This is a genomic window from Arcticibacter tournemirensis, assembly GCF_006716645.1.
GTDB lineage: Bacteria > Bacteroidota > Bacteroidia > Sphingobacteriales > Sphingobacteriaceae > Arcticibacter > Arcticibacter tournemirensis.
Window position 1 is genome coordinate 1,657,907 of record NZ_VFPL01000001.1, and the last position, 13,570, is coordinate 1,671,476.

Genomic DNA, 13,570 nt, shown 5'->3' on the forward strand with positions numbered 1-13,570 from the left:
GTAATAGTGTAAAGCTCCCCCGTGGAGTACATAGTATTTTTGTAATATAATATTAAATGCTATGTCAGTAACTTCAATACCTCAAGATAAAACCCAGGCAGCGCAAGTTGCAAAAAAGACATTTCCGGTGACAGGGATGACCTGTGCAGGTTGTGCGATGAGTGTAGAGTCGATGCTCAAATCGGCAGAGGGCGTAATTGATGCCGGGGTTAACTTTGCCAATCAAACCGCCTGGGCCCAATATGATGAAAAAAGAACCAGCCCATCGGACCTTCAAAAATCTATCCGGGCCATAGGATACGACTTAATAGTAGACGTTGACAATCCTTCCGAAGTTCAGGAAGAACTGCAGCTTAAAAACTATAATGCTGTAAAGCAAAGAACGATCTGGGCTTCTGTGCTTGCATTTCCTGTATTTATAATAGGTATGTTCTTTATGGATATGCCCTACGGAACGTGGATATCGATGATCCTTACAGCCCCTGTTCTTTTTTGGTTTGGCCGCAGCTTTTTCATTAATGCCTGGAAGCAGGCCAGTTACGGTAAGGCCAATATGGATACTTTAGTTGCTCTGAGCACGGGTATAGCTTTTCTGTTCAGCGCGTTCAATACGATCTATCCGGAGTTCTGGCACCGCCGGGGTTTACACCCCCATGTCTATTATGAGGCGGCTTCTGTTATCATTGCCTTTATATCTCTGGGAAAGCTCCTTGAAGAAAAAGCAAAGTCAAATACCTCGTCGGCAATTAAAAAGCTGATGGGCTTACAGCCGAAGACAGTGCGTGTACTCATTAATGGAAGCGAGCAGGAAATTCCGGTGGCTTCAGTGGCGAAAGGAAATATCATTATTCTACGACCGGGTGAAAAAGTTCCGGTTGATGGTGTGGTGACATCCGGTTCTTCGTATGTGGATGAAAGTATGATAACGGGCGAGCCGGTTCCTGTACTAAAGCAGAAGGAAGATAAGGTTTTCGCGGGAACGGTAAATCAGAAAGGAAGCTTTCAGTTCCTTGCCGAAAAGGTAGGCAGCGATACGCTCTTGGCCCATATTATAAAAATGGTACAGGAGGCGCAGGGAAGTAAGGCTCCCGTACAAAAGCTCGTAGATAAAATAGCCGGGATTTTCGTTCCTTCTGTAATGGGTATTGCGGTCCTTACCTTTATTATGTGGATGCTGCTTGGAGGCGATAATGCCTTCACCCATGCTTTACTTACTTCCGTAACGGTTTTGGTTATCGCCTGTCCATGTGCACTGGGTTTAGCAACTCCTACAGCAATTATGGTGGGCGTAGGGAAGGGCGCAGAGAATAACATACTGATAAAGGATGCCGAAAGTCTGGAGCTGGGGCATAAAATAAACGCGATTATACTCGATAAAACCGGTACCGTCACCGAAGGTAAGCCAGTTGTTAATCAGATGATCTGGGATGCTGAAGCTGGCAACAATGAAGATTATAAGAAAGTGCTGTATAGCCTGGAGATACAATCTGAACATCCATTGGCAGAAGCAGTTGTCAACAATTTGAAAGCTGAGGGTATTCAGGGTGCGTCCCTCTCTTCTTTCGAAAGCCTTACCGCAAGGGGAGTGAAAGGATTATATGACGGGAAAACCTATTACGCCGGCAACCGGAAGCTGATAGACGAAAATGAGGTGATTATTTCTCCGTCAATGGTCGAAAAAGCTAAGGAACTTCAGCAAAAGGCTAATACAGTAATCTATTTTGCAGATGAAGAAAAGGTGCTCTCTGTAATCGCAATCGCCGACAAGGTAAAAGCATCATCAACGGCTGCTATAAGGGATCTTCAGTCTATGGGCATCTCTGTTTATATGCTAACCGGCGACAATAGTCAAACCGCTGCAGCAGTAGCAAAAGAAATAGGCTTAACGCGGTTCAAAGCAGAAGTATTGCCTTCAGAGAAAGCTGATTTTATCAAAGAGCTGCAGTCGGCCGGGAAAGTAGTTGCGATGGTTGGCGATGGTATTAATGATTCGCATGCGCTGGCGCAGGCAGATGTGAGCATCGCGATGGGAAAAGGATCTGATATTGCCATGGATGTTGCGAAGATCACGCTGATTACTTCAGACCTGCAGTCGATACCCAAGGCAATCAGGTTATCGAAAAAGACGGTTCAGACGATTAAGCAGAACCTGTTCTGGGCATTTATTTATAATGTGATAGGTATTCCGCTGGCTGCCGGTGTTCTTTATTCGTTCAATGGCTTTCTTCTGAATCCTATGATTGCTGGTGCTGCAATGGCATTGAGTTCTGTATCAGTAGTAAGCAATAGCTTAAGACTAAAGTCCGTTAAGTTATAACCCACTTGTCAAATATTGGAAATTGTATAAATATTGACAGGGATTATGTAAAAGGAACACTGGAGATCAGCCGTAAATTTGTATAGATTTTAAAATAGATATTATGGAAACACTAAAGTTCAAAACAAATATTAAGTGTACTAACTGTGTAGAAAAAGTGACACCTGCATTAGATGAAGTGGCTGGCGCTGGTAACTGGAAAGTAGATTTACTTGATCCTGAACGGACCCTTACAGTAGAAGGCGACGTTTCCGAAAGTGAGCTGGTTACAGCCCTGAATGGAACAGGCTACGAGGCCTCTAAGATTTAAGTTTACAACGTAAAAGGCCTCGTTTTCCGGGGCCTTTTACGTTGGTATCTAAATCGCAATACTATCTATCGCTTTTTCCAGGGCATGTTCTGCGACGCCCGGCATTTTAACTCCTTCAGCCGAGACCAGAGAAACATCCGTCATCCCAAGGAAGCCTAATACGGCTTTCAGATAAGGACTTACAAAGTCATAAGCCTGGTAGGGGCCTGATGAATAAACACCACCCGCAGTCATCGCGATATACACTTTTTTACCTTTAACCAGTCCTTCCGGTCCCTGTTCTGTATACCTGAAAGTGATTCCTGCCCTGCAAATGTGATCTATCCATGATTTGAGGGACGAGTGGATCCCGAAATTGTAAAGTGGCGCTCCGATAACGATGATATCCGCTGCCATTAAATCCTCTATGGCTTTATCAGAATGATGAAGTGCATTTCTATCCTCGCTGGTCAGGTGCTCCACGGGAGTGTAGAAAGCCTGGATATGCCGGGCATCCAGATAGGGAAGAGGCGTCTTGTTCAGGTCAAGCTCAGTAACGCTGATCTCGCCGTATTGAGCTTCCAGTTTGTCGATGATCGCATGGCCTAATTGAATGCTAAAGGAGGCATCCTGCCTCACGCTCGACATGATATGAAGTACTTTTTTCATAGCTTGATTTATTTATTGTCGAATTTTAAGTTTCGGTGATAAGTAATGTATGATACGACCAGGAGAACGAGGAAGATGATGGGCATGATGCGCGCACTTGCCGGATCGCCCGACGCACTGTGAGCAACAAAAGCAGACACGAAAGTAATGGCAAAACCTGAATAAGCCCATTCTTTAACACTACGGGGAAGCGGTACCAGCAAAACAATCGCTCCGATAACCTTCAATGCTGCCAATTCTACACGGAAGTAGGAGGGAAAGCCGAGGTGAACAAAAGCCTGTTTGATTTCAGGTTTCGTTAGATACATGACTGCTGAATTGATCATCATCACGCTCACAAGGATTGTGACCACCCAATAAGTTATTTTATTCGTCTTCATCTTTTTTTCTTCAAAACTACAGCCTCTAACTATTAAAAAGATACTACTTTCCTAAAGGATAGTGGTATCCTCGGGGAAAGTGCGTAGCTTTGGAGTTATGGAAACAGTTGTGAATGAAATGGTTATCACGAAGGAGGAGTGTAAGTCGAGCGTTGGGCATATACTTGATGCGCTGTATGTGCTGAATGGTAAATGGAAGCTGCCATTAATCTTTACGCTCCGAGAAGGACCTAAACGATTCAATGAAATACAAAAGGTTTTGGATGGCATCACCCCGAAGATTCTCGCTAAGGAACTTAAGGACTTGGAATTGAATGGCTTTGTGATAAGAAGTGTATACCCTACTACCCCTGTTACAGTGATTTACGAAGCAACCGACTATAGTGGTACCCTGAAGAGCGTATTAGAAGAATTGAGAACCTGGGGAGCATCGCATCGCGAAAAGGTAAAACAAAGTATGCGTGTAACAAAAAGCTAGACAGTACTGGCGGAATTATATATTAATTCTACCTTTGGGGCTAAACTTATTCATGAAACCTCATTATCCGATCCTTGATGGCCTGCGCGGTGTCGCAGCATTAACTGTAGTTGCCTTTCACCTATTCGAAACCCATGCAACAAGTCATTTAGACCAGATTATAAATCACGGTTATCTTGCAGTTGATTTTTTCTTCTTACTCTCAGGCTTTGTTATTGGATACGCCTATGACGACCGCTGGGGAAGGATGTCGGTAGGCGATTTTTTTAAACGTCGTCTTGTAAGGCTTCAGCCTATGGTTGTAATGGGAATGATTATCGGGGCTCTGCTGTTTTACTTTCAGGAGTCGGAGTATTTTTCGATAATAAGTCAGGTGTCGGTGTGGCGAATGCTCTTTATTATGCTGCTCGGTTTCGTAATGATCCCTGTGCCTCCATCTATGGACCTGCGGGGCTGGAACGAAACCTATCCGCTGAACGGGCCGGGGTGGTCATTGTTCTTCGAGTACATAGGTAATATTCTTTATGCCCTTGGCGTCAGGAAATTCTCAAAAACGGCCTTGTCTGTATTAGTTCTGTTGTCGGGCGCGGCACTTGTACATATGGCGGTAACAAGTCCGGCCGGCGACGTCATCGGCGGCTGGTCGCTTGAACCAGAGCAGCTACGCATTGGGTTTACACGTATGATGTTCCCCTTCTTTGCTGGTTTACTTCTTTGCAGAACAGCAAAGATTACTCGTGTGAAAAACGCCTTTATGTGGTGTTCTTTACTGGTACTTATCGTGCTTGCTATTCCCAGAGTCGGAGGGAGCGAACGCCTTTGGATGAATGGCCTTTACGATTCTTTGAGTATTATTTTAATTTTCCCTCTTATAATATACATGGGCGCAAGTGGCGAGGTTAAAGGTAAATTCTCATCACGGTTGTGCCGGTTCTTAGGCGATATTTCCTACCCAATTTATATTACTCACTACCCCATTATCTACATTTATACCGCCTGGGTAAAGGATAATAAAATTTCGTTATCCGATGGCTATCCTGTAGCGCTCGTGGCTTTTGTGTCGTCCATCCTTCTGGCGTACGCATGCCTTAAGTTTTATGATGAGCCGGTCCGCGCCTGGTTAAACAAGAAGTTCTTGTTAAAAACAGTCGATAAAAAGGTTAGCGCTCTATAAGTTGTCCAGCTCTTCCTGGGTATAACCACCCATGCAATCCATACATTTACGTAACTCCTCTTCTTTCTTGAGGATACCGTTTTTATGGCTTTCCTGAAGTAATTTTTCTGTAAAGTCCCATAGCGTCTGTGAGCCGTATTTAATTACAATCTTCTTTTCGATTACCTTTTCATAGCTAACGCTAAACTCTTCCCAAGTGCCACCATTATTGGATATGTTCTGTAGCAAAGGTTCAAGGTTATCAATGGCGCGGGCAAAGAGCGATTCTGCGGTTTCGGCAGCCTCAAACTCCTCCCATATCGCTATCAGTTCTGCAGCTTGTGACTCTGGAAGCAGTCCGAATATTCTTTCAGCTGCTCTCGCTTCAGCAACAGCGTTGTTCTGCCTGGCAACCGAATCGAAGAGAAAGACATCGCCTGCGTCTATTTCTACAATGTCATGGATAAGGAGCATCTTAAGCACCTTTAGCAAGTCTACAGGCTCATTTGCATGTTCGGCCAGTACAATGGCCATTATTGCTAAATGCCAACTATGTTCGGAGTCGTTCTCGTGCCGGTCGCTCGAGAAGAGTTTACTTTTGCGGAAGATATATTTAAGCTTGTCTATCTCATGGATAAAAGACATTTGTTTTAAAAGAAGATCAAGATGCATTTGCAGATTTTTTAATGACGCAAAGTTGGCAGTTTATTACGCATTTCTAACTTAAGCTGTGAGCCATAAGCATGCTTCTTTGTTTTTAGAATTAAAAAAACCTTATAACAGCGAGGCGCTTAACTCATCAAGGAACAAGATGCTGCCGGGATGATTCCTCAATATTGAGGAAGGATATTTTTCGTTCACATTTTGATGTAAGGTATTATAAACCGCCCGTGCTTTAGAAGTCCCTGGAACTACGCAATAGATGAAATGTGCCTTCATTAATGCCGGAATCGTTAATGTTAAGGCTCGAATAGGAACCTTTTCTAGCGCGTCAAAGCAGCCGTCATTCACTTGCTGCTGTCTGCAAACAGCATCCAGTTCAACAACTTTTACAGCGAGTTTATCCCTGAAATTAGCTACAGGCGGGTCATTGAATGCAATATGTCCGTTCTCGCCAATGCCCATACATACAATATCTGCCGGAAACTCATTCAGTAACCGGCTGTACCGATCGCATTCCTTTTCTATGTTTTCTGCGGTTCCGTTTAAATAATTTACTGATTTGAACGGTAATTTGCTGAATAATCTTGTTTTTAAGAAGTTTCCGAAGGCCTGCGGTGCCTCTTCTTTGAGGCCAATGTATTCGTCCATGTGAAAGGCATTTATGCGGGTCCAATCAGTATGTTTACTTAAACAGAGTGCCTCAAGAACCTCATTTTGAGAAGGAGCAGCGGCAAAAATAATGTTTACTTCATCCTGCGTCCTTAGCAGTTCTGTGATCTTAGCACTCACTGCCGATGCCGCATTTTTACCCATCAATTGCCTGTCCTCAAATACTCTTACTTCGGGGTTATTCCTTTTTTCTGTATTAAACATTTTTATTTCTTTTTATAAACGATTTTTCCTCTGATGATAGTTGTATCAATCGTAATATTCTCATCAAATATTACAACGTCGGCATCTTTGCCAGCTGTCAGCGAGCCTTTGCGTTTGTCAACTTTCATGATAGTTGCCGGTGTAAGGGAGGCCATCGTAACGGCATCGATTAATGGAATGTCAGCAAGCCGTATCATATTGCGGACCAGACGATCGGCAGTGGCTACGCTTCCGGCAAAGACACTCCTGTCAGGCAGTTTAGCTACATTATCTTCTACGATAACTTTCATCCCGTCTTTGATGCTTCCGAGGATACTTTCGCCTGGGGGCATCCCTGCAGCCCGCATAGCATCAGTGATCAATGCTGTTCTGCCTGCACCTTTTATCTTGTAAACCAGTTTGAGCAACGGGGGAGGCAGATGTATTCCGTCGGCAATTATCTCCACCGACATATCGTCAATGAGGTACGCACTTTCGATCACTCCCGCATACCGGAACGCATTCCGCCTTGATACGCCCGACATACAGGAATAAAAATGCGTAGCGTGTGTATAGCCGCTCTCGTACGCTTCTAATACTTCTTCATAAACAGCATCGGTATGGGCAATGGCAGCCAGTATGCCTTTCGATTTTAAATATCGTCCAAAGTCAACAGCTCCTTTTAGCTCGGGCGCAGCGCTCCACCGTGAAACGAAAGGATTCTGTGATATAATTTCTTTATACTCCTCAGGATCGGGCTCCCGGATATATCTCGCGTCCTGTGCTCCTTTCTGCTTCATCGAAAAATACGGACCTTCAATATGCATACCAAGGAACTGTGCTCCTTCTTTATTTTGCTCCCCGGCAGTTTTATAAAGTTCAAGTGTTTTGAGCAGGTCCTTTTTATCGCAGCTAAGAGTTGTCGGCGTCATCGCTGTTGTACCATATTGTGCATGGGTCTTAGCGATCGAAAGAAAAGCATCTGTTGTATTATCCATGAAGTCATGACCGCCCCCACCGTGTACATGTATGTCAATAAAGCCGGGTGATATATACTTTCCTGCAGCATCTATCTGTAATGCATCTTCCGCATCGATATTCCGTTCGCTTACTTCCAGTATCCGGCCTTCTGCAATCACCATTGATCCACCCTCGATTAAGCGATCCGGTGTAATGATCTTCCCGTTGAAAATCTTAATTTTGGTATAATTCATTCGAAATAGTTCTTGTTTGACGGCTATTTTTAAAAGACCAGCTTTTTATTTTATAACCTTTAAAAGAATAGAAAGTAAGATAGATATAGCAGGGCAGCAATACCCAATACGCTTCTCTCAGACTGGTAGTATCAGCAAAGTATCCGTATACCAGAGGCAAAATTGCGTTTCCGCTCAGACCCATGATCAGAAGGGAAGATCCGATTTTAATGAATCTGCCGAGATTGTCGAGTGCCAGAGGCCATATTCCAGCCCAGATCATTGAATTAGCGAAACCAAGCAGTATCACAAACCAGATACTGATATCTGCAGTGTGCCCGAGGATGGATACCTGACCGTGAGAATAGATGATCAGCAGGGTGAATACCCCGCCTAGGATCGTGCAAAAGCGCAAAGCCGTAATTTGCGAGAGGTATCGTGGAATTAATGAGAGCCCAAGTATGTAGCCGATAATGGTTGCCGTTAATGTATAAGAAGGGAAAATTTTAGCCTCCATTAAGTTGATATCCATGGAGTGCGCGTAACCGATCACGGTATCGACAGCGATCACCTGAGAACCTACATGCAGGAAAATGGCGAAGGCGCCAAGTATGAGATGCGGAAAATCAAATACACTGGTTTTACCACTGTTCGATTTAACCAGATCCGGGCTTTCCGTATCTGTATCAATTTCAGGTAAGGGCGATAAGCGGACAAAGAGCCCGAGGGCAAAAAGCACACATCCGACAGTAGCATAAGGCACAATTACCCGTTGAATCAGCTGATCTAACACGGTATCTTTTGCCTGCCCAGACATGTTCTTCAACTGCTGAAAAAGCTCGCTGTCTGCCTGCCTTAATATCACAGCCGCAAACAGAAGTGGTGCAATTATTCCGGCAAACTTATTGCAGATCCCCATAATGCTGAACCGCCTCGCCGCACTTTCCTTAGGGCCGAGAATAGTCACGTACGGATTGGCCGCAGTCTGCAGAATAGCGAGACCTATTCCAAGAGTGAAAAGACCGGTAAGAAACAGCTCGTATGTTCGGGTTAATGCTGCCGGGACAAAGATAAAGGCACCCGCAGCCATTACCCAGAACCCTATCATCATGCCACTCTTAAATCCGGCTTTCTTCAATAAGAATGACGCGGGAACAGACATGAGCAGATAGGAAATGTAAAACGCAAAGGCAACAAGGTATGACTGGAAATTACTGAGCTCGCACGCTATTTTGAAATAAGGGATTAATATAGCATTGATCCAGGTGACAAACCCGAAGATAAAAAAGAGAATGCCTATAATGATAATAGAGATCAGGTTATCCCTTTTATTCAGATTTCCGATTTCAGAGATCTTGATGTTTTTACTCATGTCTTATCTTTTTTTGTGTTGATCCTTTACCGCAGTGCTGGCCTTCCTTTAGGGGTGACAGTCCTTTTGCCTGATTAATATGTCTCATGCTATTTTCTTTTCCGTGCCAGACGGGAGTAAAGGTTATCAATGCCGGCATTCATTAACTCACTTTCTTCTTGTAGTTCCTGTTTGTAGAATGTTTTTTTATTCAATCGGATAAACTGCTTGCCTAATCCCGATTTTCGCAGGGAACGAAGTTGTGGCAACACCAGTGGTATCTCTGCTTCTGTAAAGTTTTTACTATTTACCTGCATTTCCAGCTTCTTATACCGGAGATAGCGAAGCCGTATATCAGCCATCAACACATAATGATCGAACTCTTGTTTATTCCTCGCAGGCTTTAAACGATGTAAAGTTTCTGCGACAAATTCTGCACTGTCTACTACTTCGCTTATACTAATCCCGGTAGGGCTGATTTTGCCCTGGTTAATATCATATGCAGTTGATGTTATCGCATGAAGAAAGGCCTTTGACTGCTCAGTAGAAAGCCCATATTTTTCCCTTCCATAGGTTTTGATGAAAGTGTTTATCTCTAAAGGAACGGACGATTTAAGGGCAGCAAAGTATGCGTCGATCAAAATGTTAAATCCGGTGATAGGATAAACATGGCGCACAGGGTAGAGCTGTGTTATTTCTGAAGCGGATTCAAAAACAGGAGAATAAATTCCGGAGGTCGACCATGAAGTCATAACCATTCCCTTGTATCCGATTTTTGCCGCAGAAGGGATGAAATCCCTGATATTGTTGAAATGCTTTTTCCAATCTGTCAGGTAGTAGTTATCCGGCGAACTGCGGATAGCTGGAGCTCCCCAGATTTCAAAGCCCTGTTCAGTGAGCTTTTCATGGTCGCCAAAACGGTTTAAATCCCAGCCATAGTTCCAGTCCACAAATATCGTTTCCTTCGGCAGGATGGGAAGCGCCTCGGGGTATTTTAAGGCTATGTCTGCCCAAACTACTGGCCTTTTACCCAAACTGATTACAATATCACAAAGCATCTTAAGATAGTCGCCATACAGCCGGCCTTTCCCAACTTGTTCAACCTTTTTTTTAGATTCTTCAGAGTGCCCCAGAAGGTAGGTCTCATCCCCGCCGACGTGTATGTAGGGTGATGAATGAGTGGAAATAAGGTCTTTATAGAGCTCGGTAAAAAGCTTTTTAGTTTCCTCTACTTTTAATGGATTTACCTGGGAATAGTCTTTCTGGTCTTCGCGGAGCTCTGCATACCTGTAATTTCTCAATATGTATTCAACATGCCCAAAACTCTGTTGCAGAGGGATTACATCGAGGCCTATTGATGAACAATAGGCTGTAAAAGATTTTATTTCCTCCCTCGTATAAGCAAAGCGGTTAGCTATAAGGGGATGCAGCTGATATGGATAAGTGGCTTCCCATTCCATGATCAATGTATTGATTCCATTTTTGCTCAGCCGGAGTGCAAAGGCTTTAAGCGCCGGCATCTTCATTACCTGTATCCGCAAATCGAGGTGAAAGCCACGGATCGGAAAGCGTGCTGTTTCCTGAGCGGATGCTGCTGTGTACAACCAAAGCATAAAGGTAGAAATAGCTATAGCCCGAAATAACCTTCGGCTTGAATACATTTGGTTTTTTATCATTAAGGTATTTTATAATTATCTATAACCTGATGGATATTAAACAAAAGGGACTTCTTACCAGTGGTATCCTGCGCAATCTGCCAGATCATGATTCCACCTGTTTTTTCCAGCGCAAGCTTTGTCTTGCTCTTTATTGAAGGAATACCGTTGTAGTAAAGCGTTCCCCCGTCATTTAATTTCAATTCATCCCGTTTTTCTGCTCCCGGATAGCTGTTGATGAGCTTGCTGTAAGACATGCTGACTGTTCTCGAGTTAAATCCGTATCCGTAAAAGGGGAGGCCGAGGTTTAGCTTGCTTCCACTAAGGCCTTTTGATACCCAGAATTCAATATCGTCGACCGCCATCGAATACGGAGCATGTTGACCCGGCTCGAGCGGCTTCCAGGGGCCCGTTTTGTCATATGACATGACATTGATAAAATCAAAGTTCCTCAATGTTTCTTCATCAAGTTTTCCTGCATTGTTACTTGCCAAAGCCGCAGTCAGTAATCCCCTTGGTTTGATCGCGTCAGCTAACTGAAGGATAAATCCTGCATATTCATTGGTTATCAGACTCCCCTCGAGGTCCACGTCAATACCGTCGAGGCCATAATTATTCATCATGCCAGCAATGTTTTTTATCAATTCGCCGCGTTTTTCCTGGGCTATTAAGGAGGAATAGTATTCGGGGGCTCTGCCACCACCAATCGCGGCCAGGACCTTTACATGATGTTCATGTGCTTTTGAAACAAGAGCTGTCAGGCCGGGAACCGGATGAAAGATTCCTCTTTCGTCCGGATTGATGAAGGCGATATTTAAATGCGTGATTTGGCTGAAGTTAATCTTACCCTGATAATTCACCAGATCCCCTTTATAGTACCCGACTATCCGAAACGCTGCGTCTATGTGTTGGCCTGCCGCCGGTGAGGCGAGTCCGTTTGAAAGTAAAAGGAGTAAGATATATAACCTTAATAGTTTCATTACCAGTCGTTGTTTTGTGTAAGTGCCTTGTTAATACCCATTTCGTATATCGGAATAGGTAAAAGCAAATGCCGCGGTTCAGTGAAGTTCGTACCTGCTTTTGCGGCGTACTTAAGAGCAGCGGGAGCATTCGCGTTGATTTCAGCTGATACTTGTTTCAGGGTACTTCCTAAAATTCCCCACCTGATTAAATCATATTTCCGCAAGCCTTCAAAACAAAGCTCTCTTGATCTCTCCTCTCTAAGATAATCAGCAAACCCGGTTTTCGAAAGTCCGGGCGGCACGTTAGCTTCATTTACATTTACCGCTCCGGGAAGCAGCTTTCCATAAGCTCTCTTTCTTACCGCGTTTATTGCATCGTAGGCTTCCGGGGTGGGTCCATTTACTTCGTTCTCTGCTTCTGCAAACATAAGTAACACATCAGAATATCTTAAAAGCGGGAAATTTTCCGGAGAATCGTTCATTGATTTTGGCGATACCACTTCATATTCTCTTCGCCATTTACCACAGTGCCTTTCGTATACCTGGGTTGCATTCCAATTGGCTTTGATAGTGCCCTGGCTTTGGTATCGAAACGGTGCGATTGCCCAGTCGCGCCTTAAATCCTTTGCTGATCCATATGAATTAAAAAGCCTGGCAGTCGTTTGGATAAAGCCATAAGTATAAGCAGCTGTACTCGGATTGGTTATGCCGGTATTAATGCCCACTCGTCCGCCTTCGCGGTAAGGGCCCGCTGTATTACCCCAGAATTCTACCTCCCAAATACTTTCCTTAATATCATACTTGTCCGCTGCGTAATTGATGAAAATATCCTGATATGAAGGATTAAGCGCGTGGAAGTTTTCGTCTATAATCATTTTGCTCCACTTAAGAGCATCTTTATATTTCGACACGTCGTTAAGAGGGTTCCCGGCCATATAGAGGCAAACTCTTGCCAGAATACCACGTATCGCCGATTTGTTGATTTTACCGCCGAAACCAACCGTTTGGGCCGTTTCTACCAGCGTCTCGGCTTCTTCCATATCTTTTAAGATTGCTTCATACACCTGTTTTTGCGAAGTTCTGGTTATACTTGTTTCATTTGCGGAGTTCGTTGCTTTCAGCATGAGCGGAATGTCTCCCCAGTTACTTACCAGGAGAAAATGATAGTAAGCTCTTAAAAACAGCGCCTGCCCGCGGATCGCATTTCGTTTGCCTTCGTCCATCTTCGGTTTATTTACGTTTTCAATTAATACGTTGGCGCGGTTGATGCCATCATACAGTAACTGCCATAGATTCAGAACATACGTATCGGCGGTGGAGTGACTATAGACCTGGGGGCCGGAAAAGCTGGAAACAGCATAGAACCCTTCATCGGCCTCCGTGCCCATACGGCTAATCAGGGCATCTCCATATACCGCCCGTTGTCCGAGAATATCATAGACACCGTTAAGTGCGAAGTTTAATTGTTCTTCTGTTTCATAGTAATTTGCCGGTGAAAGAAAATCAGACGGTGTTGTCTCGAGGAATTTATTGCATGAACAGAAACACAGAACTGCAACTGTCATTATCATAAGGGGGTGAAATACCTTTTTCATTTGAAGCATATCT

13 protein-coding genes are annotated in these 13,570 nt (G+C 44.0%); 4 read left to right on the top strand and 9 right to left on the bottom strand.

What is annotated here, in order from left to right; all coding sequences use genetic code 11:
• Positions 1–61: 61 nt before the first annotated feature.
• Both BDE36_RS07120 and BDE36_RS07125 read left to right on the top strand, forming a co-directional pair.
• The gene (locus tag BDE36_RS07120; protein WP_141814317.1) at positions 62–2,317 is read left to right on the top strand and encodes a heavy metal translocating P-type ATPase; all 2,256 of its coding nucleotides are present in this window, start codon (positions 62–64) and stop codon (positions 2,315–2,317) included.
• A gap of 103 nt (positions 2,318–2,420) precedes the next feature.
• Entirely contained in the window at positions 2,421–2,627 is a 207-nt protein-coding gene (locus BDE36_RS07125; RefSeq protein ID WP_141814318.1) for a heavy-metal-associated domain-containing protein, read from the top strand.
• A 48-nt stretch (positions 2,628–2,675) separates the two neighbouring features.
• On the opposite strand, the gene BDE36_RS07130 is transcribed toward BDE36_RS07125, so the two are convergent.
• Together BDE36_RS07130 and BDE36_RS07135 are read right to left on the bottom strand one after the other, a co-directional pair.
• Positions 2,676–3,275 (bottom strand): FMN-dependent NADH-azoreductase, encoded by a 600-nt coding sequence (locus BDE36_RS07130; protein ID WP_141814319.1) that lies wholly within the window; start codon positions 3,273–3,275, stop codon positions 2,676–2,678.
• An 8-nt stretch (positions 3,276–3,283) separates the two neighbouring features.
• Complete coding sequence (locus BDE36_RS07135) at positions 3,284–3,655, bottom strand: DoxX family protein (protein ID WP_141814320.1); 372 nt, start codon at positions 3,653–3,655, stop codon at positions 3,284–3,286.
• A gap of 97 nt (positions 3,656–3,752) precedes the next feature.
• Here BDE36_RS07135 and BDE36_RS07140 point away from each other — a divergent pair, with 97 nt between their 5' ends.
• Together BDE36_RS07140 and BDE36_RS07145 are read left to right on the top strand one after the other, a co-directional pair.
• Positions 3,753–4,133, top strand: a complete 381-nt coding sequence (locus BDE36_RS07140) for a winged helix-turn-helix transcriptional regulator (protein WP_141814321.1) — start codon at positions 3,753–3,755, stop codon at positions 4,131–4,133.
• Between the two features lie 52 nt (positions 4,134–4,185).
• Positions 4,186–5,307 carry an acyltransferase family protein gene (locus tag BDE36_RS07145; protein WP_141814322.1) on the top strand — a complete coding sequence of 374 codons (1,122 nt, stop codon included), beginning with the start codon at positions 4,186–4,188 and terminating at the stop codon, positions 5,305–5,307.
• Here BDE36_RS07145 and BDE36_RS07150 read toward each other — a convergent pair.
• The 7 genes from BDE36_RS07150 to BDE36_RS07180 form a co-directional block, all read right to left on the bottom strand.
• Positions 5,302–5,958, bottom strand: coding sequence for an HD domain-containing protein (locus BDE36_RS07150; RefSeq protein ID WP_141814323.1), 657 nt, complete (start codon positions 5,956–5,958; stop codon positions 5,302–5,304). The two genes, BDE36_RS07145 and BDE36_RS07150, sit on opposite strands and share 6 nt — an antisense overlap.
• 102 nt (positions 5,959–6,060) lie before the next feature.
• Positions 6,061–6,822, bottom strand: a complete 762-nt coding sequence (locus tag BDE36_RS07155; protein WP_141814324.1) for a glucosamine-6-phosphate deaminase — start codon at positions 6,820–6,822, stop codon at positions 6,061–6,063.
• A gap of 2 nt (positions 6,823–6,824) precedes the next feature.
• Positions 6,825–8,015, bottom strand: coding sequence for an N-acetylglucosamine-6-phosphate deacetylase (gene nagA, locus BDE36_RS07160; protein WP_141814325.1), 1,191 nt, complete (start codon positions 8,013–8,015; stop codon positions 6,825–6,827).
• A complete protein-coding gene (locus tag BDE36_RS07165; RefSeq protein WP_141814326.1) occupies positions 7,996–9,366 on the bottom strand; it encodes a sugar MFS transporter in 1,371 nt (456 codons plus the stop codon). Before BDE36_RS07165 ends, nagA begins: the two co-directional genes overlap by 20 nt.
• 89 nt (positions 9,367–9,455) lie before the next feature.
• Positions 9,456–11,021, bottom strand: coding sequence for a beta-N-acetylhexosaminidase (locus tag BDE36_RS07170; RefSeq protein WP_235904309.1), 1,566 nt, complete (start codon positions 11,019–11,021; stop codon positions 9,456–9,458).
• Positions 11,021–11,980, bottom strand: coding sequence for a glycosyl hydrolase family 18 protein (locus BDE36_RS07175; RefSeq protein WP_141814327.1), 960 nt, complete (start codon positions 11,978–11,980; stop codon positions 11,021–11,023). The genes BDE36_RS07170 and BDE36_RS07175 overlap by 1 nt, the downstream gene beginning before the upstream one ends.
• Positions 11,980–13,557 (bottom strand): RagB/SusD family nutrient uptake outer membrane protein, encoded by a 1,578-nt coding sequence (locus tag BDE36_RS07180; protein WP_141814328.1) that lies wholly within the window; start codon positions 13,555–13,557, stop codon positions 11,980–11,982. The genes BDE36_RS07175 and BDE36_RS07180 overlap by 1 nt, the downstream gene beginning before the upstream one ends.
• Positions 13,558–13,570: the final 13 nt, after the last annotated feature.

Excerpts from the sequence above, each read along its gene's own strand:
- BDE36_RS07150 (WP_141814323.1), bottom strand. The coding sequence starts at position 5,958 with ATGCATCTTGATCTTCTTTTAAAACAAATGTCTTTTATCCATGAGATA.
- BDE36_RS07125 (WP_141814318.1), top strand. The coding sequence starts at position 2,421 with ATGGAAACACTAAAGTTCAAAACAAATATTAAGTGTACTAACTGTGTA.
- BDE36_RS07130 (WP_141814319.1), bottom strand. The coding sequence starts at position 3,275 with ATGAAAAAAGTACTTCATATCATGTCGAGCGTGAGGCAGGATGCCTCC.
- BDE36_RS07140 (WP_141814321.1), top strand. The coding sequence starts at position 3,753 with ATGGAAACAGTTGTGAATGAAATGGTTATCACGAAGGAGGAGTGTAAG.
- BDE36_RS07120 (WP_141814317.1), top strand. The coding sequence starts at position 62 with ATGTCAGTAACTTCAATACCTCAAGATAAAACCCAGGCAGCGCAAGTT.
- BDE36_RS07155 (WP_141814324.1), bottom strand. The coding sequence starts at position 6,822 with ATGTTTAATACAGAAAAAAGGAATAACCCCGAAGTAAGAGTATTTGAG.
- BDE36_RS07175 (WP_141814327.1), bottom strand. The coding sequence starts at position 11,980 with ATGAAACTATTAAGGTTATATATCTTACTCCTTTTACTTTCAAACGGA.
- BDE36_RS07170 (WP_235904309.1), bottom strand. The coding sequence starts at position 11,021 with ATGATAAAAAACCAAATGTATTCAAGCCGAAGGTTATTTCGGGCTATA.
- nagA (WP_141814325.1), bottom strand. The coding sequence starts at position 8,015 with ATGAATTATACCAAAATTAAGATTTTCAACGGGAAGATCATTACACCG.
- BDE36_RS07145 (WP_141814322.1), top strand. The coding sequence starts at position 4,186 with ATGAAACCTCATTATCCGATCCTTGATGGCCTGCGCGGTGTCGCAGCA.
- BDE36_RS07180 (WP_141814328.1), bottom strand. The coding sequence starts at position 13,557 with ATGAAAAAGGTATTTCACCCCCTTATGATAATGACAGTTGCAGTTCTG.
- BDE36_RS07165 (WP_141814326.1), bottom strand. The coding sequence starts at position 9,366 with ATGAGTAAAAACATCAAGATCTCTGAAATCGGAAATCTGAATAAAAGG.
- BDE36_RS07135 (WP_141814320.1), bottom strand. The coding sequence starts at position 3,655 with ATGAAGACGAATAAAATAACTTATTGGGTGGTCACAATCCTTGTGAGC.